We start from the raw sequence: 24,497 nt of genomic DNA on the forward strand, positions 1-24,497 counted from the left end.
CGGGCGACCGGCGCCAGCGAATCGGCGGGCTTGAACTCGCCCTCGGTCGGGCGGCCCAGGTGCGAGGTGACCATCACCGCCGCGCCGGCCTTCAGCGCCATCTCGATGCAGGGCACCGAGGCGCGGATGCGGGTGTCTTCGGTGATGCGGCCCGCATCGTCCTGCGGCACGTTCAGGTCGGCACGGATGAAGACGCGTTGGCCCTGGACACGGCCCTGGGCGACGAGATCGGAGAAGCGGATGACGTTCATGAGGTGGACTCGTTGGATCGATGAGTACAGGGTGAAGGAATGCCGTCCTGTGCCGCGGGCCGGCTCACCAGCCCAGCCCCAGGCGCAGCGCCAGCAGCACCGCCGTGCCGCAGACGATGGTGCCGAGGATGCCGCGGCGGCGCCAGTACCACAGCGCGCCGGCCGCCGTGGCGTACAGGCGGGCGTCGCGCCAGGTGTGGATCAGGTGGCCGTCGGTCAGCACGATGTCGGGCACGGTGACGGCGATCAGCGCGGCCAGCGGAGCGTGGCGCAGCGCCTCGCGCAGCCAGGCGGGAATCGGCCACTCGCGTTCGGGCAGGAGAAAGAAGGCGCGGGTCAGCACGGTCAGGGCGGTCAGGCCCAGGATGGCGATCACCGTCAGCGAGGTGCTCACGAGCCGGCTCCGACGGGGCGCCGCGGCGGCGCCAGGTGGTCCATCAGGGCGCCCAGGGCCAGCGCCGCCGCGATCGCCACCACGATGTTGAGCTTCAAGGGCAGCGCGTAAGCCGCCACCGAGGCACACGCGGCCACCAGCGCAGTGACCCAGGTGGCGCGGTCGGCCAGCAGCGAACCGACCAGGCCCAGCAGCGCCAGCGTGCCGGCGAAGCCCAGGCCCCAGCGGCTCGGAATGACGTTGGCCAGGGCGATGCCCACCAGCGACATCGCCTGCCAGGTGAGCCAGTTGACCGCCACGCCGCCCCAGAAATAAGGTTGTTGCGCGGGCGACGGCGTGGGGTCCGGAAAGCGCCGAACGAAGCAGACGTAGTTCAGGTCGCCGCTGAAGTAGCCCAGCAGCAGGCGCCGCACGCGCGGCAGGTGGCCGAAGTAGGGCCGCAGCCCGGCGCTGAAGATCACGAAGCGCAGGTTGACGCAGGCCGCGGCCGCCAGGATGACCCAGATCGGCGCCCCCGCCGCGATCAGCGGCACCGCCGCGAGTTGGGCGCTGCCGGCATAGACCAGCACCGACATCAGCACCGCCAGCGGAACGCTCAAGCCGCCCTTGACGATCGCCACGCCGGTCACCAGGCCCCAGGCCCCCATGCCCGGCGCGATGCCGGCAATGTCACGGGCGCCGCGGCCGAATTCCGGGTGGCGCCACAGGGGCGAAGAAGAAGACATGCCGCCATTGTCCTATGGCGGCACGGTCGGCGCCGGGCCGATGCGTCGGCCGTGGGCGTTCAGCCGCCCGCCTTGTCGTGGCTGGCGTTGCCCGCGGCGTCGGCCGCCGCGCTGGTGGCGGTGCCGTCGCTCGCCGAGGCAGCTGCGGCAGGGTGTTCCGGGTTGAGTTCGGGCGCCACGGCGTCGATCTTGTTCTCGCGCATGTAGTCGTCCATCTCGCGCCAGCCTGCATAGATGGCGGCCTTGTCGACCCGCTTGTTCAACGCATAGCAGTCTTCCAGCGCGCGCGCCGCATGGCGGCAGCCCGCGCCGACGGCCTTGCCGTCGGCCTCGCGTCGCCCCGCGATCACGGAGGCCGACTCGATGCCCAGCATGTCGCAGCCGCCGAGCAGGAGGCTCGTCAACACGAGAAGAGGCAACAGACGGCGCATGGCAGCAGGGTTTGAGAGTCAGTGACCGGACTATCGGCCATTCGGCCCGAAGCTTGAGCCCCGGCCGCCCGGAAACCGACGCAGGCCAGGCGGTGCCGGCCGCACCGGACCCGAGGGCCGCCCCGTCGTCCGGCTCAGGCGGCAGTGCCGGCCGCGCGCGCCATGTCCAGCAGGCGGTCGACCCGCTCCTCGGTCGGCGGGTGGGTCGAGAACAGGCCGCGCAAGCCCCCCGCCGACAGCGGGTTCATGATCATCATCTGGGCCGTCTCCGGATGGCGCTCGGCCGCCTCCAGCGGCAGACCCTGCGCCAGGCGCTCGATCTTGCGCAGGGCGGAGGCCAGCGCCGCCGGGTCGCCCGAGATGTCGGCACCGCCGCGGTCGGCCTCGAACTCGCGCGCGCGGCTGATCGCCATCTGGATCACGCTGGCGGCCAGCGGTGCCAGCATCATCACCAGGATCGAAACGATCGGGTTGACCGGCCGGCCTTCCTCGTCGCGACCGCCGAAGATCATCGCGAAGTTGCCCAGCATCGCGATCGCGCCAGCCATCGTCGCGCTGATGGTGGAGATCAGGATGTCGCGGTGCTTCACGTGCGCCAGTTCGTGTGCCATCACCCCGCGCAGTTCGCGCTCGCTGAGCGCACGCAGGATGCCGGTGGTGGCCGCCACGGCCGCGTGTGCCGGGTTGCGGCCGGTGGCGAAGGCGTTGGGTGCGTCCTCGTCGATCAGATAGACCCGCGGCATCGGCAGGCCGGCCTTCTGCGAAAGATCCTGCACCAACCGGTAGAACTGCGGCGCGCTGCTGGCATCGACCTCCTGCGCGCTGTACATGCGCAAGACCATCTTGTCCGAGAACCAGTAGCTGAAGAAATTCATCCCCAGCGCCACCAGCAGCGCCAGCAGCATGCCCTGCTGGCCACCCATCAGGCGGCCCAGGGTCATGAACAAGGCGGTGATGGCCGCCATCAGGATGGCGGTCTTCATCAGGTTGAACATGGCAGACGTTCCTTGTCGAGCGTGGCGAATGGCCTGTCAGATGCGGGCGCAGACCGCCGTTTCAAGCCGACGGGCCGCCTTCCCGGCCGGCCAGCACCTGTCCGGCCAGACCGGGATGCGCCTGCAGGAAGGCCGACACCGGCAGCCGACGCCCGCCCGGACGCTGCAACTGCAGCAGGTCCAGCACGCCGCGGCCGCAGGCCACGCTGAGGCGGTCGGCGCTGGCCTCGAGCACCGTGCCGGGCGCCGCCGCGGCCGACGGCGCGCGGACCTGGGCCTGCCACAGCTTCACGGTCTCGCCGCCGCACACGAAACTGGCGCCGGGAAACGGGTCGAACGCGCGCACCCTGCGTTCGATCAGGTCGGCCGGCCAGGCCCAGTCGATGAGGCTTTCGGCCTTCTCGATCTTGTGCGCATAGGAGATGCCTTGCGCCGGCTGCGGCGTCGCCGGCAAGGGCGCTCCCTCGGCCAGCGAACGCAAGGCCGCGACGATCATCCGCGCGCCCAGCGCGGCCAGGCGGTCGTGCAGCGTGGCCGTGGTGTCGTCGGCACGGATCGCCTCGGCCTGCACCGCCAGCATCGCGCCGGTGTCCAGGCCTTCGTCCATCTGCATCAGCGTGATGCCGGTGGCAGCGTCACCGGCTTCGATCGCCCGGTGGATGGGCGCCGCACCGCGCCAGCGCGGCAGCAACGACGCGTGAATGTTCAAGCAGCCGAACCGGGGCAGCGACAGCACCCAGCGCGGCAGGATCAGCCCATAGGCCGCCACCACCAGCACGTCCAGGCGGGCATCTGCCAACGCGTGCCGGGCCGACTGCGCGTCGTCCGGGAACTTGCCGTCCAGCCGCAAGCTGCGGGGCTGCATCACCGGCATGGCGTGTCGCTGCGCCAGCGCCTTGACGGGCGAGGCGCCGAGCTTCATGCCGCGGCCGGCGGGCCGGTCGGGCTGGGTCAGCACCAGCGGCACGGTGAAGCCGGCGTCGGCCACGGCTTGCAGGGCGGCGGCGGCAAACTCCGGCGTGCCGGCAAAGCCGACGCGCAGGCCGGGGGCATCGGTCGACACGGCGTGCGGCATGGACGTCAGCGTCCCTTCTGCTCGTCGCGTGACTTCTTGAGCATCTTGGTGCGGATGCGCTCGCGCTTGAGCGGACTGAGGTATTCGACGAACACCTTGCCCAGCAGATGGTCCATCTCGTGCTGGACGCACACGGCCGTCAGCCCGTCGGCCTCGAATTCGTAAGGCTGGCCATCGCGCCCCAGCGCGCGCACGGTGACGCGGGCATGGCGCGTCACCTCGTCGTAAATCGTGGGCACCGACAGGCAGCCCTCCTCGGCCACGGCCATCTCCTCGCTGACGGCGATCAACTCGGGATTGATCAGCACCTTCGGCTGGTCCCGCCCTTCCGAGGTGTCGATGACGACCACGCGCCGGTGCACGTTGACCTGGGTCGCTGCCAGGCCCACCCCCTCGGCCTCGTACATGGTGTCCAGCATGTCGTCGACGAGGCGACGCACGACGGCATCGACCTCGGAAACCGGCTGGGCGACGGTGTGCAATCGGGGATCGGGGTAGCGCAGGATGGAAAGCAAGGCCATGGAACGGGCAGCAAATGAGTCGACAATCAGGCGTCCGCGTGTTGACAGCACACAACAGCCAGGGCGGCAACGACAGGGTTCCGGCAGTGCCGCCAAGCGTCAATTCGTTGCGGCATCAAGGCTTTAGAGGCAGAATTTGCGGAGCTTTCTTAGCATTTCAGAGGGAGGGGCAGGTCGTCGGCCAGTTGCGGCTGTCGGGCTACCCTCACCCGGAATTGTTGCACCGTCACCGATTTCCGGCTCATCGCCCGGGAGAGTCCAACCATGAGCCGACACCTTCGCCCTTCCCCTGCTGCCTTGAGCGCCTTCACACTGGTGCTTGCCGCGGCCTGCGGCCCGGCACAGGCCACCTCCTGGCCGGTCACCCCGGAGCAGCGCAGCACGGCGCAGGAAGTGGCCTCGGCCGGCGTGACGTTGTCGGACCTGGCGCCGAACGCACCGGACAGCTACACGGTCAAGCGCCATGACACGCTGTGGGACATCTCGAAGCTGTACCTCAAGAGCCCCTGGCGCTGGCCCGAGCTGTGGGGCATGAACCTGCAGCAGATCCGCAACCCGCACCTGATCTATCCAGGGCAGATCCTGTATCTCGAAAAATCGAATGGCCGGGCCCGGCTGGTGCTGGCCAAGCCGGTCGGGGGCGGCACCGAAAAGCTGGAGCCGCGGATCCGCGAGGAGGCGCTGGGCGACAGCGCGATCGCGTCGATCCCGATGAATTTGATCGGCCCGTTCCTGAACGATGCGGTGGTCTTCGACACCAATGCGCTGGCTCAGGCGCCCCGCATCGTGGCCACCCAGGAAGGGCGGATCATGCTGGCCCGCGGCGAGACCGCCTACGTGCGCGGCGACGTCAGCAAGGCGCACACTTGGCAGTTGTTCCGAGAACCCAAGCCGCTGAAGGACCCGGCCACCGGCGAGGTGCTGGGCTACGAAGCACGCAACGTGGGCACGGCCGAGCTCAAGCGCCTGGGTGAACAGCGCACCGGTGCCGACGGCAAGGCGGAGATCGTTCCGTCCACGTTCACCATCACGCAGTTGCGCGAGGAGGCGATGCCGGGCGACTTGCTGGCGCCGCTGCCGCCGCACGACTACGAAGCCTTTGCGCCCCATGCGCCGAAGGAGGCAATGAAGGGACAGGTGGTTTCGGTCTATGGCGACAGCATGAACGCCGGCCAGAACCAGATCGTGTCGCTCAACCGCGGCGCCCACGACGGCATCGAGCGGGGCAACGTGCTGGCGCTGTGGCATGCCGGCGCGCACAAGACCGACACCACCACCGGCGATCACGCCGCACTGGTGTTGCCGGACGAGCGAGTCGGCCTGGTCTTCGTGTTCCGCGTCTTTGATCGGGTCTCGTACGGCCTGATCCTGAGCACCTTGCAGCCGATCGGGCCGGGCGACATCGTCACCCAGCCCTGAACGCCCGCCGCGGCGCGTTCCTTTCGCTGCAGGGTGGCGCATGGTGACTGACGACGAACTGTTGTCCTGGTTGCGACTGACCGAGGCGCCGGGGGTCGGCATCGACACGGTGCGCCGCCTGCTGGCGGCTTTCGGATCGCCGGAGGCCGTGCTGGCGGCCAACCCGGCCTCGTGGCGCGAAGTGGCAGGCAGTGCGGCGGTCCGCGGCCTGATGGAGGCATCGCCCGGGATCGGCGACCTGCATCGGCGAACACGGGACTGGCTGGCCGGCAGCCCGGCGCGCCGCGTCGTGTGCTGGGGCGATGCCGAGTACCCGGCGGCCCTGCTGAACCTCGCCGATCCGCCCCCGTTGCTGTATGCCCATGGCCGCATCGACCTCCTGGGTGCCCGCTCGCTGGCCATCGTCGGCAGCCGCAACGCCAGCGCCCAAGGCTGCGATACGGCACGTGCCTTCGCGGCCCACCTCAGCCGGGACGGCCTGACCATCGTCTCGGGTCTGGCGCTGGGCATCGATGGCGCCGCTCATGACGGCGCGCTCGAAGGCCCTGGCAGCACCATCGCCGTGGTGGGCACCGGATTGGACCAGGTCTATCCGAAGCGCCATGAGGCCTTGGCACGTCGCATCGCCGAGCAGGGTTTGCTGATCAGCGAGTTCAGCTTGGGAACGCCGCCGCTGGCGAACAACTTTCCGCGCCGCAACCGGCTCATCGCCGGGCTGTCGCTCGGCACCCTGGTGGTCGAAGCGGCGCTGCAATCGGGCTCGCTGATCACGGCCCGCCTGGCGGCGGAGGGTGGACGCGAGGTCTTTGCGATCCCCGGCTCGATCCACGCGCCCCAGTCGCGCGGCTGCCATCGCCTGATCCAGCAGGGGGCCAAGCTGGTCGAGACGGCCGACGACATCCTTCAGGAATTGCGCTGGCCGACACCCGTCGCCACCCAGACCGGCCGCTCCGAGGCGTCGGCCGACGCACCTCAAGCCCTGCTCGATGCGCTCGGATATGCCCCGGTGACCCTGGATGCACTGATCGCCCGCTGTGGCTGGCCGGCCGCCGAACTGCAGGCCAAGCTCCTGGACCTGGAACTGGAGGGGCGGGTGGCGCGCTTGCCCGGCGGGCTGTTTCAACGCCGCGGCACCGCCTGAGGCGGCTGCCACAGAACGGCCCGCCGAGAAGCCGCGATCTGAACGGGGCGGGCCGGCTGATCGGACGGCGGGGTCGGCGGCCCTGAGCTATAGTCAACCCATGTTCGATGTGCTGGTCTACCTGTACGAAAACTACTGGCGGCCTGATGCGTGCCCGGATCACGATTTGCTGACCCGAAAGCTGTCGGCGGTCGGTTTCGAGACCGATGAAATCCAGGAGGCCCTGCATTGGCTGGACGGACTGACGGGCCGTGCCGATGCGGTCGAGGTTGCGCCCCAGCAGGCTCTGAGCCAGCGCATCTACCTGCGCCAGGAGCAGGAACTGCTCGGCGAGGAGTCGATCGGCTTCATCTGCTTCCTCGAATCGGCCGGCGTGCTGCCTCCCGCCATGCGGGAAATGGTGATCGACCGCGCCGTGGCCGCCGGCCCGGGCCCGCTGGACCTGGACGACCTGAAGATCATCGTGCTGATGGTGTTCTGGAGCCGGGGCGAGGAACCCGACGCGCTGATTCTTGACGAACTCTTCGTCGCGCCGGAAGACCGCCTGATCCATTGAGTCGCGCAAGGCCCGAGGCCGCGGCACGACGCCCTGCCGCCCGACGGAGATCCTGGCTCAGTGCAGCAGGCGCGACGGATCGGCTTCGATCTTCCTCATCGCGTCGCGGGTGGCGGTGACCGTCAAGGCCTCGTCCTGAACCGGCAGCAGCAAGCCCGCTTGCAGGAACGCCGCCAATCTCGCCTTCTGGAACAGCACGCAACGCCCGCCGCTGGTATTGAACAGCGACAGTTGTTTGTGCATGCCCTGCCAGACCAGACGCACGACATCGTGGCGGCCCCGGTATTCGAGCGTGAACGCGTCGCCCAACCTGAGCTCGGCAGCCCACGCCAGCATCGCCGGTCCGGGCATCGAGCCGCCATCCGACACCACTTCGAGCCCATCCTGGCTGTGGCTGGCTTCGTCGAGCACCCAGGTATCGTCGATTTCGAAATCGTCGTCCGGGATCAGTTCCTCGATCGTCTCGAGGCGGCGCTTCAGGCTCTCGAGCTGTTCGTCGCTGACGGTCGAACTGCGGGCGCCGAAGGCGGCCGTGAGCGCGAGATTGAGGGCCTGGATGGCCTCCTGCTGGTGCTTCGGCGTCATGCCCGCGGTGCCCATGCCCTGACGCAAGGTGGCCAGCAAGGGCGGCAGGCGGCGAATCACCTCGGCGCGCTCTTCACGGGTCGTCTTGGCGCTGGCCGTCCACAGCAGCTCGGTCGCGGCCTCGCGCACCGCGCGCACCTCGGCACTTTGTGCGCCATGGCGCACGGCGGTGGTGGCCAGCACGTCGGCCCAGATATGGAAGAGAAAATCCCTCACGCCATCCTGCACCGGCACGTCGTTGAGCAGCTTGCGCAACTCGATCGTGAACTGGATCGCCAGGGTTTCGCGTTGCTCCACCTGCTGGGCCAACGAGATGCCCATGCGGGTCGTATCGCTCTGGTCCGCGTAGTACTTTTCGAGGAATTTCTCGAACTCGTTGAGCACGGTCTGGAACACCCGACGCCCGGTGTCGGGAAAGGCCTCGACGACCTGCACGATGCGCTTGATCTCGGCCTCCAGCGGCGCACCGACCATTTCCACGTGGCCTTCGAAGCCCATCACGCAGGCGCCCATGCGGTCGATCAGGCGGCGGGCCGGATGATCCTCGCTGGAAAAAAAGTCGGGCTCCGCCACCGCCACGCGCAAGGTCGGCATCTGCAGGCGGGCGAACCACACGCGCACCGTGGCGGGCACCCGTTCGTCCGACAAGATGCTCTGGAACAGCAGGGCCACCAGTTCGATCGTCGCCCGCTCGGCCGGCGTGGACGCCGCCTGCTTGAGGGCCTGTTGACGCTCACGCAGATCACGCAGCACCTGGGCCGGGCTGATTTCAGCCGCGGCGCCGCCGTCTGCTGCAGGGACCTCGCTGGCCTCGACTTGAGCCACCAACTGCTGTTGGGCCCGCGCCATGGCCTGGGACAGCTTCTCGGACGCCGGCCGCGCCTGGCCCGTGTCGCGAAAGCCGGGGAGATGGCGATCCATGATGTCGCCGAACTGTTCCAGCACCACATCGGCCGACATCGGCGCGTGCCGCGCCGGCCGGGTCAGCAAACGGGTTTCCTCGTCATAGCCGCGCTGGTACCCGGTGATGCCGCCGGCGCGGGTGCTCCACGCAGCGCCCGCCTGACCGCCGACAGGCTCGCCTGCCGTTCCGGAACCTGGTGACCCGCCGCCGCCGCCGCCGCCACCACCGCCGCCACCACCGCCGCCGCCGCCAGAACCAGAACCCGACGATGCGCCGCGGGAGTCCGCTCGTCCTGTGCCGCCGCCGGATCCGGGCCAGCCGCCGCCGACTTGTCCGCCGCCGCCTGCCGCGCCGGGCCGGCCCCCACCGGTCGCTTCACCGGGTCGGGAGAGGCTTTGCGGATCACTGGCGGCATCCGAGAACAGCCGACGCCAGGCCGGCGGCGCGGCCTCTTCGGAGCCGCCCCTGGGCAGCGCCGCCGGCTTGCTTTCGACGCCCCCCTCATCCAGCGTGGCGGATTGGGTCGAACTGCCATCGGTACGGCGAATGAAGGTGCGCAAATCCACCTCTGGCATCACCCCGTGCTCGACCAGCCAGCGGTTGGCCTCGTGGTAAGCCTCTTCGGCCCGCCGAGCCACCGCCTTGTGCAACACCTGCTCCATCGCCTGCCATGCGTCGGCGCTCAGGCCCGCGGCCAGCCAGGCATCGATCAGGCATCGCGCCAGTGACTGCGGACGAAACAGATCGTCGTCGGCAAGGTCGGGTCGCTGGCTGTACTGCATCACCCTGGCCCGCAGGTCGGTCAGCTCCCATGACGCGCGGTCCAGGATCGCCAGAGCGATCCGCGAGATCACGATTTCGCGTTGGATGGTGGCGTCGTCGACCAAGGTCAGATCCTTGGGCGCCTGCATCTTCGCGACCAGCGCGCTGGACTTGCTGTCGAGCTCGTCCAGGGGGGTGACCTGGGCATGCACCAAGTCGGACAGATTCGGCAGCCAGGCCGAGCCGTTGCGATGCAGGCCCTGGACGACGTCTGCGCGCTTCTGCGCCAGCGCCCGCTCCGCCGGTTGTTCGGCCAGGTCATGCGCGCCTTCCATCACCGCGTCCAGCATCGCCTGCAGATCGCGCAGGAAGACGTCGGCGAACAGATGCCGCGCCTGATCGATCAGGTTCGCGTGGTCGGCGCTAGCAGCCATGAGCAGCGTGCAGAGGTCATCACTTTTGCACTCTACTACACGACTGCGCCGGCATTGGGATCGTTGGGATCGCTTTCCTTCGATGCCGGACCCGACTTCAGCAGGTCTTCGCGCTTCACGCCCAACCACATCGCAATCGCCGCGGCCACGAAGACCGATGAATAAATGCCGAACAAGATGCCAATGGTCAGCGCGACGGCGAAATAGTGCAGCGTCGGGCCGCCAAACAACAACATCGACAACACCATCATCTGGGTGCATCCGTGCGTGATGACGGTGCGGCTCATCGTCGAGGTGATCGCGTGGTCGATCACCTGCGGCGTCGTCAACTTCCGGTATTTGCGGAAGGCTTCACGGATCCGATCAAAGATCACGACAGATTCGTTGACCGAGTAGCCCAACACCGCCAGCACGGCCGCCAGCACGGAGAGCGAGAACTCCCACTGGAAGAAGGCGAAGAAGCCGAGAATGATGACCACGTCGTGCAGGTTGGCGATGATCGCCGCGACCGAGAATTTCCACTCGAACCGCAGCGCCAGGTAAGCCATGATGCCCAGCACGACGAACAGCAGCGCCTTCGCGCCGTTCTGCGCCAGTTCGTCGCCCACCGACGGGCCCACGTATTCGGTGCTCGACAGCTTGAGCGGCTCGACGCCGGCCGCGGTACAGGCCGGTCGACTGACCTGTTCGCCCTGCGGCGTGATGTCCTGACGCGTCCCGACGTTGCCCGCCTCGGCCTTGCACAGCTGGGTGAACACGCTCAACGACTGGGCCGACAGGTCGGCCTGCTTGGCGTCGCGCTTGGCCGGCAGGCGGATCATCACGTCGCGCGAGGTGCCGAAGGTCTGCACCTGGGCGTCGCCCAGGCCCATCGCGTCGACCACGCTGCGCGTCTTGGCCAAGTCGGGTGCCTGCGCGTATTGCACTTCCAGCACCGTGCCGCCGGTGAATTCGATCGACAGGTGAAGGCCGCGCGTGACCAGGAAAAAGACGGCCGCGACGAAGGTCAGCGCCGAGATGACGTTGAACACCAGCGCGTGGCGCATGAACGGAATGTCGCGCCGGATTCTGAAGAATTCCATGGGATTGCCTCTCGATGTCCGGGCGTCAGGCCTTGTCGGCGCCGTTGGTTTTAGGGCTCAGCGCCGTGCCGGCGGCCTCCGGCCGCCAGACCTGGCCGATGGCCACCGACTTGAGCTTCTTCTGCCGTCCGTACCACAGGTTGACCAAGCCGCGCGAGAACATCACCGATGAGAACATCGACGTCAGGATGCCCAGGCAGTGAACGATGGCGAAGCCGCGCACCGGTCCCGAGCCGAAGGCGAGCAAGGCCAGACCCGCGATCAGCGTGGTGACGTTGGAATCCAGGATCGTGGCCCAGGCACGCTCGTAGCCGACATGGATCGCCGTCTGCGCGGAACTGCCGTTGCGCAACTCCTCGCGCACCCGTTCGTTGATCAGCACGTTCGAGTCGATCGCCATGCCCAGCGCCAGCGCGATGGCGGCGATCCCGGGCAGCGTCAGCGTGGCCTGCAGCATCGACAGCACCGCCAGCAGCATCAACAGGTTGAACGCCAGCGCCAGCGTCGAGAACACGCCGAACAGCATGTAGTACAGGCACATGAAGACCGCGATGGCCGCAAAGCCGTAGGTCACGCTGTGGAAACCCTGGGCAATGTTGTTGGCGCCCAGGCTCGGGCCGATGGTGCGCTCTTCGATGATTTCCATCGGCGCGGCCAGCGATCCGGCGCGCAGCAGCAAGGCCGTGTCGTAGGCCTCCTGCGTGCTCATGCGACCCGAGATCTCGAAACGCGCACCCAGCTCGCCGCGAATGACGGGCGCGGTCACGACCTCGCCCTTGCCCTTCTCGAACAACAGGATCGCCATGCGCTTGCCGACGTTGTCGCGCGAGATGTCTCGCATGATGCGCGCGCCCTTGGCGTCCACCGTCAGATGGACGGCCGGCTGCTGATGATCGTCGAAGCCCGGCTGGGCATCGGTCAGGCTTTCGCCAGTCAGGATCACCTGGCGCTTGACCATCAACGGGGCGCCGCCCCGTTCGACATAGCGCTCATCGCCGAACGGCACCGGACCGGCGCCGGTGGCGGCGGCCGCCGCCTCGGCGCTGTCGTCCACCATGCGCAATTCCAGCGTGGCCGTCCGGCCGATGATGTCCTTGGCCTTGGCGGTGTCCTGCACGCCAGGCAGTTCCACCACCACCCGGTCCAGGCCCTGCTGCTGAATCACCGGCTCGCTGACGCCGAGCTCGTTGACCCGGTTGTGCAGCGTCGTGATGTTCTGCTTGATCGCCGCCTCCTGGACCTTGACCGCGGCCGCCGGCTTCAGGCTGCCGCTGAGTTGCAGGTCGCCGCCAGGCACCGACGCAGGCAGCGCGGTCCACTGCACGTCGGGCAGGCTGTCGGTCAGCAGCGCGACCGCCGCGGCGCGGGTGGCGTCGTCACGGAAGTTCACCAGCACGGCATTGCCGTCGCGGCTGATGCCGGTGTGGCGGATGTCCTTGTCGCGCAGCATGGTGCGCACATCCCCCACCAGGGCATCGGCCTTCTTGGTCAGCGCGGACTTCATGTCCACCTGCATCAGGAAATGCACGCCGCCGCGCAGGTCCAGGCCCAGGTACATCGGCAGCGCATGCAGGCTGCCCATCCAGGGTGGCGATCGCGACAGCAGGTTCAGCGCAATGATGTAGCCGGGGTCGCTGGCGTCGCTGTTCAGCGCCTTGCCGAGCGCGTCCTTGGCCTTCAGCTGCGTATCGGTGTCCGCGAACCGCGCCTTGACCGAATTGCCGTCGAACTGGACGAAATCCGGCTTCAGCCCGGCCTGGGTCAACGCAGTGCGGACCGTGTCGACCATCGCGGCATCGACCTTCAGCGTCGCCTTGGCGCTGGAGATCTGCACCGCCGGCGCTTCGCCGTAGAAGTTGGGCAACGTGTAGACCAGGCCGATCAGCAGGGCCAGGGCCAGCACGAAGTATTTCCACCAGGGGTAGCGATTCATGGGCGGATTCGCGAGCCGGTCCAGGCCCGCGCCATCAAACGGTGAGGCCGCGGCCGGACGGCCGCGGGCGAGTGGCGATCGTCAGCGATTCAGCTCTTCAGCGCGCCCTTGGGCAGCACCTGAACCACCGACGCGCGCTGCACCTGGATCTCGACGCCGGCCGCCACCTCGAGACTCACGACGCTGTCGCCCATCTTGGTGATCTTGCCCATGATGCCGCCGCCGATGACGACTTCGTCGCCTTTGGCCAGCGCGTCGATCATCGCCTTCTGTTCCTTCTGGCGCTTCATCTGAGGGCGAATCATGATGAAGTACAGCACCACGAACATCAGCACCAGCGGCAGGAACTGCATCAGGCCGGCCAGGCCGCCGGGGGCTGCAGCGGTGGTGGATTGAGCGTAAGCGTTAGAAATGAACACGTGAATTTCCTCTTCGAGATCGGTCGCGCCGCGGTCAGCACGACGGGCCGGAATTGTAGGTGCGAGCGCGGCCTTGCCGGATCAGCAGCCCCAACGCCCGGCCCCAACGAAAACAGGCCCTCACCACGCGCACATGGTGAGGGCCTGCATCGAAACGGGTTGCGGGGGAAGGATTTGAACCTGCGACGGGGTCAAGAGCCCACCCGAATTGCGCCATGTCATTTGGCACAGTACGTTGTGCAACGAGAAATTTCGTGCGTTTTCAAAAGTCTGGCCCGATTTCCCGCCACCACCGGTCGCCCGATCCTCACTGGCCTGTCCAGCTTGAACCCGCACCCTGCTTGTTCGACAGCCGGCATTCTACCCGCCAACCCCGTGCGAGGCTCAAATCGACGCCGTCGCCAATATCCGGGTGACGCCCCACCTCGGGCGCCCCGCCTTCAGGCAGCGTCCGGGCTCGCCAGCGCGCTGCCGCCCTTTTGCTTGGCGGCGTACATGCATCGGTCGGCCGCGTCGATCAGCGCGCTGGCGTCCAGCCAGCTCTCCGGCCCGCTGTGCACCACGCCGATGCTGATGCCGGGGAGTTCAGCGTCCAGCTTCAGTATGGCAAGCAAGCGCTCACCATACTCTCTGGCTTGGGACAGGTCGGTCTCCGGCATCAGCACGCAGAACTCGTCGCCGCCATAGCGGCAGGCAAGGTCGTAGCTCCGGCACTGGCCCGACAGCAGTTGTGCAACGCGACGCAGCAGATCGTCGCCGGCCAGGTGGCCGTGGCGATCGTTGACCCTCTTGAAGTCGTCGACGTCGATGTAGACCAAGGCCACCGGCCGCCCCGTCCGCTTGGCGCGAGACAGTTCGCGCCGCAGCGACTCGACCAGATAGCGATGGTTGTAGAGCCCGGTCAGCGGATCTCGGCGCGCCAACTCCTCCAGCTCGCGGGTGCGCTCCGCCACTTTCTGCTCCAGGCTCAGGGCGTGCTGGATCGCCTTGTCCTTGGCCGCCTCGATCTCGGCCAGCAGGCTGCGGATGTAGGTGTCGAAGACGAACTCGTTGTCGAAGTAAAGCAGTTTGTCCAGCGCCTGCATCGTTGCGTCACGCTGAACTGCCTCTGGCAAATGGCGGGCCAGCGCATCCATCAGCAGTGACTTCAGCACCCGCATCGCCGACAGGTAGTACTTCGGCGCCACGCCAATGCGCTTGTGCACCAATCCGATCCGAAGCCGGTTGTTGACGTAGTCTTGATGGTAGTTGCCGGAAAACAAATCCTCGACATAGCGCACCATCGCCGCGCGCAGGCGCGTTAGCGTGTCGGCATCGCCAATGATCAATGCGATTTCCGAGACGCTGGTCTGCTTTTCATAGAAGGTCGTGACGATGGCGTCGATCTCGCTCAGGATGAAGTCCTGGCAAGCCGCGAGCAGTTGGGCGTCGTGAGCGGTGAAGTTCAGCAACTCCTTGCGCCGCTCGATCTCGAACTCGTGTACGTCCATTTGTTCCAGCAGGCTCTGCTGCGTCGGATTCATGGTCCAAGTCCTCGTCGAACGCCCATCGCCCGCCCGTGGCAGTTCAGAAAGCGGTCCAGTCGTCGCCAGCGGACGTCGTCGTCGCCGCCTCGGCCAGCACGCGCGGTGCGGGCTTGGCCGGTGCCTTGGCTACGCGTGCCGAGTTCGGACGCGCCGCTGCAGGCGGTCTAGCCACGGCATGCGCCGGCGCGGCCATACCCGCCGTTGCTCGGGACGTCTGGCCCGGGTGGTCTTCCAGCGTGAAGAACGACACCGTGCGCGCCAGCTGCGCCGCCTGCTGCTGCAGGCTGTCGGCCGCGGCCGCGCTCTCCTCCACCAGCGCCGCGTTCTGCTGCGTCACCTGGTCGAGCTGACTCACCGCGTCGCCGATCTGCCCGATGCCGCTGGTCTGCTCGACGCTGGCCGCGCTGATCTCGCTGATCAGGTCCGTCACCCGCTTGACCTGCGACACGATCTCGCCCATGGTGCGGCCCGCGTCGGCCACCAGGCCGCTGCCAGCCTCGACCTTCTCGACGCTCGCGCCGATCAGGCCCTTGATCTCCTTGGCCGCCTCGGCGCTGCGCTGCGCCAGGCTGCGCACCTCGCCCGCCACCACCGCGAAGCCGCGGCCCTGCTCGCCGGCACGCGCCGCCTCCACCGCCGCGTTCAGCGCCAGGATGTTGGTCTGGAACGCGATGCCGTCGATCACGCCGATGATGTCAGCGATCTTGCGGCTGCTGGCGCTGATGTCCTCCATCGTCGAAACCACGCGGCTGACCACTTCGCCGCCCTGCGCCGCCACACCCGAGGCGCTGCCGGCCAGTTGCGCGGCCTGGCTCGCAGTCTCGGCGTTCTGCTTGACGGTGGCGGTGAGCTGCTCCATCGACGCAGCCGTCTGCTGCAGGTTGCTGGCCTGCTCCTCGGTGCGCTGGCTCAGGTCGGCGTTGCCCTGCGCGATCTGGCCGCTCGCCGTGGCCACGCTGTCGGCATTGCTGCGCACGTTGCCGACGATGCCCACCAGCGCGTCGTTCATGCGCTTGAGCGCGCCCAGCAACTGGCCCGTCTCGTCGCGGCTGGTGACCTCGATGCGCGCGCGCAGGTCGCCCTGCGCCACCCTCTCGGCCAAGTCCACCGCCTGGCGGATCGGCCCGGTGATCGAGCGCGTGATCAGCCAGCCCAGCACGCTGCCGATGGCCAGCGCGGCCAGCACCAGCCCGCCGACGACCCAGCGGGTGCGTTCAAAGGCGCTCTGCGACGCAGCATAGGCCTGATCGGCCCCCTTGCCCTGGAATTTGATGTCTTGGTCGAGCGCATCCAGCGCGTCGTTGAAGGCCTTCCGGCCTTCACCCTCGAACAGCGCGCGCGCCTGCGCCTCGCCGTCGCCACCGTCGTGCGGCAGCGCCAGCATCTTCTTCTGGGTCTCCAGGTAACGCGCATACACCGTGGTGATGGCATCGGCCAGCTTCTGCTCTTCGCCGGCGGTCACCGTCGGGACATAGAGCTTCCAGGCCGCGGCGGTGGCCTCGCGCGCGCTGTCGATGCGGCGCAGCGCTTCCGCCGATCCGTCCGGTGTCTGGGCGAGGAAGTAGCGGTTCTCGCCTAGCCGTTGCACGTTCAGGCCTTGGCGCGCCGTCGCGAGGTAGCGCGTGGCCGGCAGCCAGTTCGTCGCCAGGTCGGCGGTCGCGTCGTTGACGGCGCCGAGGCGGTTGATGGCCAGCACGCCGAGGCCGAAGGTCAGCAGCAGCACGGCACCAAAGGCGAGGCCCAGGCGCGCGCCCAGGCGAAGGTTCTGGAGGGAATTCATGGCGATCTTTCGTGAGGGGTGGAAGGAGGCCGTCCGGCATCGGTCAGTGCACGGGCCGCTCGATGTCGCTCAGCCCCATCTCGGGGCTGCCCATCAGCTGCTCGATGTCGGTCAGGATCAACAGGCGTTCGAGGTCGCCCTGGCACAGTGCGCCCAGGCCGGTGATGTGGCTCGCATCGACGCAGCCGTTGAACGCGGGCGCGTCGCGCAGCTGGTCGGGCGTGAGTTCGACGACGTCGCTGACCGCGTCGACGACGATGCCGACGACGCGGTCGACCAGGTTCAGGATGATCACGACGGTGAAGTGGTCATAGGCGACCTGGGCGAGACCGAACTTGATCCGCAGATCGACGATGGGCACGATCACGCCGCGCAGGTTGACCACGCCCTTGATGAACGCCGGCGCGCCGGCCAGTCGCGTCGGCGGCTCGTAGCCGCGGATCTCCTGCACCTTCAGGATGTCGATGCCGTATTCCTCGCCACCGAGGCGAAAACTGAGGTAACCGCTGTGCGCCGGCAGGCGCCTCGTGGTGGCCAGGTCGGCGGCCGGATTCAAACCAGGGGTCATGACGTGCTCCGAGAAGACAGAGGGGACACCGCCGGGAAGGCGGGAAAAGGGGTGAGGCGGGCGGCCTGCGCCTGCAGCAGCGCGCTCGCGGCCTCGGCACTGACCGCCGGGCTGAACAGCCAGCCCTGCACTTCGTCGCAGCCGAGCGCCCGCAGGCCGTCGAGCTGAGGGGCGGTTTCCACGCCTTCGGCGACGACGCGGCAGCGCAGCGCATGGGCCAGGCCGATGACGGTGCGCACGATGGCCTCGTCATCCGGGTCGTCGACCATCTCGCGCACGAAGGCCCGGTCGATCTTCAGCGCGGCGATCGGCAGCGCCTTGAGCCAGGCCAGCGACGAGTGGCCGGTGCCGAAGTCGTCGAGATGGGTCTCGATGCCCAGGCGGCGCAAGGCCTCCAGCTGCTGCGCGGCGGCGGTCGGGTCGTCCATGACCGCGGATTCGGTGATCTCGACCGCCAGCCACCGGCCGGGCAGGCGCTGCGCACGAAGCTCCTGCGCGATCCGTTCGGCCATGCCGGCCTGGCGGAACTGGCGCGGCGACAGGTTCACCGCCACCCGCGTCGCCAGGCCGGCGTCCAGCCAGTGTCGCAGCTGCGCACAGGCGTTGCGCAGCACGAAGTCGCCTAGCTCGACGATCAGGCCGGCGCGCTCGGCCAGCGGCACGAACTCGGCCGGCGACACCGGTCCCAGTTCGGCGTCGTGCCAGCGCAGCAGCGCCTCGAAGCCGACGATGCGGCCGCTGGCCACATCGATCTGAGGCTGGTAATGCAGCGTCAGCGCGGACTGTTGCAGCGCGTCCCGCAGCCGCCGCTGGATGCGCGCCTCGTGGGCAAATCGTTGGCCCAGTTCGGCGTTGTAGGCGACGATGCCGCCGCGCCCCTGGCGCTTGGCTTCGCCCAGCGCCAGCTCGGCGCAGCGCATCAGTCGGTCCGGGTCGTCGGCGTCGTCGGGCCAAACGGTCAGACCAATGCCGGCGCTCGGCACCCAGGCACCGTCGACACCGACGTCTGCCCCATTCAGCGCCTGCGCGAGGGTCCGGCCCAGGGTGCCGAGCGGGTTGACGGCGCGCGCCCCCCGCGCCAGCACGGCGAACTCGTCGCTGCCCAGCCGGGCCAGCAGATCGCCGGGCTGCAGCACGCCGGCCAGGGCCTGTGAGACCGCCTTCAGCACCTGGTCGCCACAGGCTGCACCACGCCCCTCGTTGACGCTCTTGAACTGATCGAGATCGAGCACCGCAACGACCATGGCGCGTTCCTTGGTGGAATCACGCGTCAACACGCGTTGCAATTCCTCGGCGAAACACCAGCGGTTGGGCAAGCCGGTCAGCAGGTCATGCAGGGCGCGATGCTGCAGGGCCTCTTGCTGGACACGCCGGTGCGACACATCGGTGACGTAGACAGTCAGCTGCCAGCCTTCGGGCGTCTGGCCGCCTCCGAGCGCCACCTCGATGTCGAACACGCTGCCATCGGCGCGCAGGCCTTTGTTCACCACCGATTGCCGGGCCGGCCAGGTCAGGTCGGTCGACCAGGACTGACGCCGCAAGTGGTGGGCCGGGCGGTCCTCGGGCGGAAGCAGCCGGTCGACCGACTGGCCGATCAAGGTGCCGCGGTCATGGCCGACCATCGCCTCCAGCGAGCGGTTGACGGTGCGGATGCAACCCTCGCGGTCGCACACCAGGATGCCGATGGGTGCGAGCTCGATCAGCCGCAGATGCTCGGCGCTGCGCTGGGCCAACTGGTCGTGGGCCTGCGCCAAACGCCGGAACGGGTGGCGCACCCGGTACAGGAACAGGCCGCGAAACAACAACACATGCGCGGCCAACTTGCAGACATGGCCAGCCAGGTTGGCCATGTCGGTGACCCGCTCCGAATAGATCACGAAGAAGGCCTCGGCAATCGCCATCAGCAGCAGCGCATCGCGCACGGGCACCTCGCCGGCCCATTCGCCCGGCGGCAAGACGGCCAGGCGGCGCTGCTGGCCGGCCAGGGCGAGCAGCATCAGGCCGATCAGCGCCCACTCGGCGTCGCGCTTGAACGGCGTCAAGCCGCTGCCGGGCAGGAAGGTCGCGGGAAAGCGTTCCGGCCTCCACAGCGCCAGCCCGGCCAGCCCGAGCATCAGCAGGGCGAAGATCGCGGTCACCAGGCCGGGCGCCGGCAACGACGGCAAGGGGTCACGCCAGGCCCAGGCCAACAGCACGACCACGGCGGCCAGTCGGGCGAGCAGCCAGAAGACGATGGCCTTGTGCACGCTGTTGGGCGACACCAGGTCCGGCATCCCTGCGTACGAGAGCATGTGCGCCAGATCCAGCCCGGCGACCAGCAGGAAGCCGATCGCCAGCAGCCGATCCGCCTGCGGCCGGCGTCCCTCGACGACGAACCAGGCCGTCAGGCCGATCGCCAGGCTGGCGACGATCGAGCCGCTTTCCAGCACCGCATGCAGCGCCAGGAACTCGCCCAGCCGCAGGCCGAAATTGACCTGCGGGCCCAGCATCACCGCCGCCAGCACCAGCAAGGCCAGCAGCATCCCCGTGGTGACCACGGGACCCGGGCGGCGGGCCGGGATCGTCGGGTTCGGGGCAGGGCTCATGGATGTGGCAAACCTCTGTTCGTCAAGATCGTTGGAGACTGCGCGGTCCTGGGACGACCGGCGCGACGGCTGTGATTTCGGAGTGTGCCGACGAAACTTGATTTCGAACAATAGAAATAAATTGATTAATTTGAATACTTCAGGCGATCGAAAGAGGTCCGCATGCCCTCGGACCGGATGGGACACCGGCGATGAACGTCAGTCCGGCGCCGCGGCGCAAGCTGCCAGGTAGGCCTGCAGCGTCTCGCGCACGGCTGCCTGCTCGGCGGCGAGGCGCGGCATCAGGCGGCGTGCCTCGCCGCCGTCCCCGGCATCCAGCAAGGCCTGGAGGTCGCGCGCGAGCATCGACAGCGCGTTGGCGCCCAGCGTGCCCGCCGTCGAGATCAGCGCATGCGCGATCTGGGCGGCGCGTGGCAGTTCGCCGGCAGCCACTGCGGCGGCGAGATCAGCCGGCGTCCCGGGCGACGCGGCCAGATAGCGGCGGACCACCCGCTCGTACAGCGCGACATGGCCCAGGCAACGGCGCAGGCCGGCCTCGACATCGACGCCCTGGACAGGCTCATCGCTCTGCCATGGCGCCGGCCGCTGCCCGTCCGGGCCGGGGCCCAGCCATTTCTGCAGCACAGCGAACAGCTCTGGCGGGTCGAACGGCTTCGAGATGAAATCGTTCATCCCGGCCGCCAGGCATTTGTCGCGGTCCTGGGCCATCGCGTCGGCCGTCATCGCGATCACCGGCAGCCCTGCCAAGGCCGGGCTCGCACGCAGACGGCGCGTGGTCTCGTAGCCGTCCATGCCGGGCATCCGCACGTCCATCAGGACCGCATCGAAGCGCTCCCGCGCCAGATGCTGCAGCGCCGCAGCACCGTCCGCGGCAACGATGACCTCCATGCTGCAGACCTCGCGCAGCAGTTCGGCCGCGACCATCTGGTTCAGCTCGTTGTCCTCGACCAGCAGCACCCGGCGCCCTCGCAGCGCCGACAAGGACACCGCCCCGTGCGGCTCGCCGCGCACGGCAGCCGCCTCGACGGGCGCCGCCTTGAAGACCGCGGTGAAGTGGAACTCGCTGCCGCGCCCCGCTTCGCTGCTCACGCCGATCTCGCCGCCCATCAGGCCGACCAGCTGGCGGCAGATGGCCAGCCCGAGCCCACTGCCGCCGTAATGGCGGCTGGTCGACGGATCGAGCTGGTTGAAGGGCTGGAACAGGCTGCCCAATTGAGCCGGCGTCATGCCGATCCCCGAATCCCGCACCGACACCTGCAGCACGATCGGCCCCGGCGCACCTGGGTCGCGCCGGCCCACGGTCACGGCGACCTCGCCCTCCGGCGTGAACTTCACCGCGTTGCCGCACAGGTTGACGAGCACCTGCTCCAGGCGCATCGAGTCGCCCACCAGCATACGCGGCACCGCGGCGTCCAGGTCGAAGCGCAGCCGCAAGCCCTTGGCCTGCGCCTGCACGCCGATCACCGCCGCGACCCGCTCGAGCACCTCGGCCACGGCGAACGGGTGGGCATCGAGCTCCAGCCGGCCGGCCTCGATCTTCGACACGTCGAGCACGTTGTTGAGCAGCCCGAGAAGTGACTGTGCCGCCGCCCTGGCCTTGGCCAGGCGATCGCGCTGCCGGTCCTCCAGCGGGCCGCGCAGCACCAGGTCGGTCAGCCCGAGCACCGCATTCATCGGGGTGCGGATCTCGTGGCTCATGGTGGCCAGGAATTCGCTCTTGGCGACGGTGGCGGCCTGGGCCTGGTCCCGCAGCCGGGCCGCTTCGTCGCGCGCCGCGACGAGCTGCAGTGTGCGCTCCTGCACCCGCTGCTCCAGTTCGGTATTGAGGGCGCGGATCTGGTCCTCGGCGGCACGCTGCTCGGTGATGTCGAGACTGACGCCGACCATGCGCGTGGCGCGGCCGCGCGCGTCGCGGGTCACGATGGCGTCGCTCTTGATATGGCGCAGCGACCCATCGGGGCGCCGGACCTTGAACTCGCCCTGCCAGCGCCAGCCGTCGCGCAGCGCTGCCTGCAGCGAGGCGTCGATGCGCGCCGCCTCCTCGGGCGACACAGCGGCCAGCCAACTCGCGTAGCTGCCTTCGAGTCGCTGACCGTCCAGCCCGTAGCGGCGGCTGATCTCGTCGTCCCAGATCAGGCGGTCCGTTTCCGGATGCCACTCCCAGACGCCGATCCGCGCCGCACTGGTGGCCAGTTGCAGACGCTCCTGGCTATCGAGCAGCGCCTGGTAGCGCGATTCGAGCATCTCGATCGTCCGGCCGATCGAACTCCGCAACTGGCCCAACTCGCCGGCGAACAGCGCGCTTTGCGGCGGCAGCGGGCTCTCGCCGCGCTCCACGGCCGCGGCGAACTGCGTCAACGCCTTCACCGGTTTCAGAATCAACCACCACAGCAACGCCCACAGGCTGAGCACCAGACCCGCGTCCAGCGCCAGGATCAGCAGCAGCGCCGTGCGCCGCCAGCCGTCGAGCGACTGCTCGACGAAACGGGGCGTGACCCAGACGCGGACCTGGCCGATCGTGTCGGTGCCATGCCGCACCTCGCGCCGGGCCACCAGCAGCCCGTGCTCGTCCGGCGGCGCGCCGGCCTCGACCGGCTGCCACTGCGGGTCACGTTCGAGCACCAGGCGGTCCCCCTCGGCCACAGCTTCCACCGCGGCCACGTCGCGCAGGCTCATCGCGCTGCCCGCGACGCTGCGGATCACCACCGGGTCCAGGTTCCACATCGGCAGGGCCAGCGCGGCCGCGACCCGGTCGGCCTCGGCGCCGAGCACACCCGCCAGGTTCGCCCGCCGTGCCGCGGCCTCGTTGCGGTAGCCCAGCGTGGCGAAGGTGACCAGCAACAGCGTCACCGCAGCCACCAGCACGGCGACCAGGAGCGCTGCGATCGACAGGCGCCGCCGGGTCATCGCATCAATGCCTTTTGGCCGCTGCGCGGTCCAGCGCGCGGGCGCGCCAGTCCGCCTGCAGCGCGGCGACGGCGCCGCGCCGCTGCAGGCGGGCATAGCCCTCGTCGAAGGCCGCCAGCGCCGACATGCCCTGTGGATGGCGGCGGCTGAACGCGATGTAGGCCGGCAGCGCGCCGAAGTTGCAGACGGTCTTGAAGCCTCCGCTCACCCGCGCCAGGCTTTCGAGGTAGGTCAGGCGCTTGACCTCGTCGATCGTCACCACGGCAGCGCCGATGCGCCCCAGCGCCAGCTTGCGCAGGCTGCTGACCTCGGACTCGGCCCAATCGACCTTGGCCTGGTGGCGACTCACCAGCGCGTCGACGACCGGCAGGTACTCGTAACCCTGGACCAGGCCGATCACCGGCGACGCGCCCCAGCCGGCGGGGTCGCACCCCGACCACGCTGATTCGGCACGCGCGACCAGCAGGTTCTGCGCCAGAAACACCGGATGGCGGGGAAACGCCAATGGCCCGTCGAGCCCGGCAGTCCGGCTGGCGGAAAAACAGCCGGCCAACTGCCCCGCGATCGCCAGGGACTTGCAGCGGGCGTACGGAATGACCTTGAACTGCACGCTCCAGCCGACCTCCGCGAAGGCAGCCCGCACCAGATCGTTGACGTAACCCTCGCCGCTGGCGTAGGACCAGGGGGCGGCATCGTCTTCTGCGCCGATCACGACCGATGTGGAACCGTCGATCGCGGCCGCCGCGCCGCCGGCAGCCACCAGCGCCAGTCCCAGCGCCCCGCCCCGCAAGCCTGCCACCCACCCCCAGGGCATCGACCGAGACCGGGAGACAGGGGCGCGGCGCGCCATCACCCGGCTCCTGGCGGGGCCTCGGCCGTCGTGCCGGCAGCAGCGGCCAAGGCCGTCCGCAGGGTGGTGATGAACACCTCGGGTTCGAGCGGCTTGGCGACGAAGGACACGCCCTCGGGCAGTTCGCCCAGCCCGGCAAAGCCCGGGGGACGGCGGCTGGACACGGCGATCATCACCTTCGGGCGTCCCGCGCCGCGGGCGTCGACATGGCGCAGCATCTCGACACCGTTCATGTTGGGCATGACGATGTCGGTCACCAGCACGTCGGGCACGGTCGTTCCGATCGAGATCAAGCCCTCGAAGCCGTTGTCGGCCAGCGATACCACCGCCCCGGGGATCGCCGCCTCAACCAGCACGGTGAGCAGTTCGCGGTCGTCGACGTTGTCGTCGACGACCAGCACCGACACCCCGGCCGGCGGTCGATCGGCGCTCGACGGACCGGGCTCTTGCAGGCCGCGGCGCCGGACGAAGGCCTCGACGCTGGCCGCGTCGACGCGCCGGTGCCCGCCGACCGTCTTCCAGGCCCGCAGGTGGCCCTGGTCCACCCAGCGCTGGACGGTCGGGATCGAGACGCCCAGTCGGCGCGCGACCTCGGCCGTCGAGTAGGACGGGCTGGCTGGCACGCCGTCAGTATCAGAAGCCATCACAGGCCGC

Annotated in this window: 21 protein-coding genes; 3 read left to right on the top strand and 18 right to left on the bottom strand. The window is 68.8% G+C overall.

Going from position 1 to position 24,497, the window contains the following annotated elements; all coding sequences use genetic code 11:
• The 7 genes from pgk to def all read right to left on the bottom strand — a co-directional run.
• Positions 1–251, bottom strand: a 251-nt coding sequence (pgk, locus tag AC0N04_RS17405; RefSeq protein WP_474283703.1) for a phosphoglycerate kinase, incomplete at its 3' end; no start/stop codon positions are given.
• A 64-nt stretch (positions 252–315) separates the two neighbouring features.
• Positions 316–645, bottom strand: coding sequence for an AzlD domain-containing protein (locus AC0N04_RS17410; RefSeq protein WP_474283705.1), 330 nt, complete (start codon positions 643–645; stop codon positions 316–318).
• Positions 642–1,370 carry an AzlC family ABC transporter permease gene (locus AC0N04_RS17415; protein WP_474283707.1) on the bottom strand — a complete coding sequence of 243 codons (729 nt, stop codon included), beginning with the start codon at positions 1,368–1,370 and terminating at the stop codon, positions 642–644. Before AC0N04_RS17415 ends, AC0N04_RS17410 begins: the two co-directional genes overlap by 4 nt.
• 59 nt (positions 1,371–1,429) lie before the next feature.
• Positions 1,430–1,801 carry a hypothetical protein gene (locus tag AC0N04_RS17420; RefSeq protein WP_474283709.1) on the bottom strand — a complete coding sequence of 124 codons (372 nt, stop codon included), beginning with the start codon at positions 1,799–1,801 and terminating at the stop codon, positions 1,430–1,432.
• Positions 1,802–1,935: 134 nt separating this feature from the next.
• Positions 1,936–2,796, bottom strand: coding sequence for a zinc metalloprotease HtpX (gene htpX / locus AC0N04_RS17425; RefSeq protein ID WP_474283711.1), 861 nt, complete (start codon positions 2,794–2,796; stop codon positions 1,936–1,938).
• A gap of 61 nt (positions 2,797–2,857) precedes the next feature.
• Positions 2,858–3,838, bottom strand: coding sequence for a methionyl-tRNA formyltransferase (gene fmt, locus AC0N04_RS17430; RefSeq protein ID WP_474283838.1), 981 nt, complete (start codon positions 3,836–3,838; stop codon positions 2,858–2,860).
• A 38-nt stretch (positions 3,839–3,876) separates the two neighbouring features.
• Positions 3,877–4,392, bottom strand: coding sequence for a peptide deformylase (def, locus tag AC0N04_RS17435; RefSeq protein ID WP_474283713.1), 516 nt, complete (start codon positions 4,390–4,392; stop codon positions 3,877–3,879).
• Between the two features lie 264 nt (positions 4,393–4,656).
• Here def and AC0N04_RS17440 point away from each other — a divergent pair, with 264 nt between their 5' ends.
• The 3 genes from AC0N04_RS17440 to AC0N04_RS17450 all read left to right on the top strand — a co-directional run bounded on the left by AC0N04_RS17440 (position 4,657) and on the right by AC0N04_RS17450 (position 7,508).
• Entirely contained in the window at positions 4,657–5,811 is a 1,155-nt protein-coding gene (locus AC0N04_RS17440; protein WP_474283715.1) for a LysM peptidoglycan-binding domain-containing protein, read from the top strand.
• A gap of 40 nt (positions 5,812–5,851) precedes the next feature.
• A complete protein-coding gene (gene dprA, locus AC0N04_RS17445) occupies positions 5,852–6,952 on the top strand; it encodes a DNA-processing protein DprA (protein ID WP_474283717.1) in 1,101 nt (366 codons plus the stop codon).
• A gap of 100 nt (positions 6,953–7,052) precedes the next feature.
• On the top strand, positions 7,053–7,508 hold the full coding sequence (locus tag AC0N04_RS17450; protein WP_474283719.1) for a Smg family protein: 456 nt from the start codon (positions 7,053–7,055) through the stop codon (positions 7,506–7,508).
• Positions 7,509–7,565: 57 nt separating this feature from the next.
• On the opposite strand, the gene AC0N04_RS17455 is transcribed toward AC0N04_RS17450, so the two are convergent.
• From AC0N04_RS17455 to AC0N04_RS17505, 11 genes are all read right to left on the bottom strand, one after another.
• Positions 7,566–10,193: a DUF1631 family protein gene (locus tag AC0N04_RS17455; RefSeq protein ID WP_474283721.1), complete on the bottom strand. Its 2,628-nt coding sequence runs from the start codon at positions 10,191–10,193 to the stop codon at positions 7,566–7,568.
• A gap of 35 nt (positions 10,194–10,228) precedes the next feature.
• Positions 10,229–11,275, bottom strand: a complete 1,047-nt coding sequence (gene secF, locus AC0N04_RS17460; RefSeq protein ID WP_474283723.1) for a protein translocase subunit SecF — start codon at positions 11,273–11,275, stop codon at positions 10,229–10,231.
• 25 nt (positions 11,276–11,300) lie between these two features.
• Complete coding sequence (gene secD / locus AC0N04_RS17465; protein ID WP_474283725.1) at positions 11,301–13,208, bottom strand: protein translocase subunit SecD; 1,908 nt, start codon at positions 13,206–13,208, stop codon at positions 11,301–11,303.
• A gap of 89 nt (positions 13,209–13,297) precedes the next feature.
• Positions 13,298–13,627 (bottom strand): preprotein translocase subunit YajC, encoded by a 330-nt coding sequence (gene yajC, locus AC0N04_RS17470; protein ID WP_474283727.1) that lies wholly within the window; start codon positions 13,625–13,627, stop codon positions 13,298–13,300.
• Positions 13,628–14,067: 440 nt separating this feature from the next.
• Positions 14,068–15,150: a diguanylate cyclase gene (locus tag AC0N04_RS17475; protein WP_474283729.1), complete on the bottom strand. Its 1,083-nt coding sequence runs from the start codon at positions 15,148–15,150 to the stop codon at positions 14,068–14,070.
• A 43-nt stretch (positions 15,151–15,193) separates the two neighbouring features.
• Entirely contained in the window at positions 15,194–16,933 is a 1,740-nt protein-coding gene (locus AC0N04_RS17480) for a methyl-accepting chemotaxis protein (RefSeq protein ID WP_474283731.1), read from the bottom strand.
• 43 nt (positions 16,934–16,976) lie between these two features.
• A complete protein-coding gene (locus tag AC0N04_RS17485) occupies positions 16,977–17,501 on the bottom strand; it encodes a chemotaxis protein CheW (protein ID WP_474283733.1) in 525 nt (174 codons plus the stop codon).
• The gene (locus tag AC0N04_RS17490) at positions 17,498–20,086 is read right to left on the bottom strand and encodes a bifunctional diguanylate cyclase/phosphodiesterase (protein WP_474283735.1); all 2,589 of its coding nucleotides are present in this window, start codon (positions 20,084–20,086) and stop codon (positions 17,498–17,500) included. Before AC0N04_RS17490 ends, AC0N04_RS17485 begins: the two co-directional genes overlap by 4 nt.
• Before the next feature lie 198 nt (positions 20,087–20,284).
• Positions 20,285–22,993 carry a response regulator gene (locus AC0N04_RS17495; RefSeq protein WP_474283737.1) on the bottom strand — a complete coding sequence of 903 codons (2,709 nt, stop codon included), beginning with the start codon at positions 22,991–22,993 and terminating at the stop codon, positions 20,285–20,287.
• Between the two features lie 4 nt (positions 22,994–22,997).
• Positions 22,998–23,807: a substrate-binding periplasmic protein gene (locus AC0N04_RS17500; RefSeq protein ID WP_474283739.1), complete on the bottom strand. Its 810-nt coding sequence runs from the start codon at positions 23,805–23,807 to the stop codon at positions 22,998–23,000.
• A 35-nt stretch (positions 23,808–23,842) separates the two neighbouring features.
• Positions 23,843–24,487: a helix-turn-helix domain-containing protein gene (locus AC0N04_RS17505; protein WP_474283741.1), complete on the bottom strand. Its 645-nt coding sequence runs from the start codon at positions 24,485–24,487 to the stop codon at positions 23,843–23,845.
• Between the last annotated feature and the right edge of the window lie 10 nt (positions 24,488–24,497).

The sequence above is a fragment of the Ideonella sp. sgz306126 genome (genome assembly GCF_056032705.1).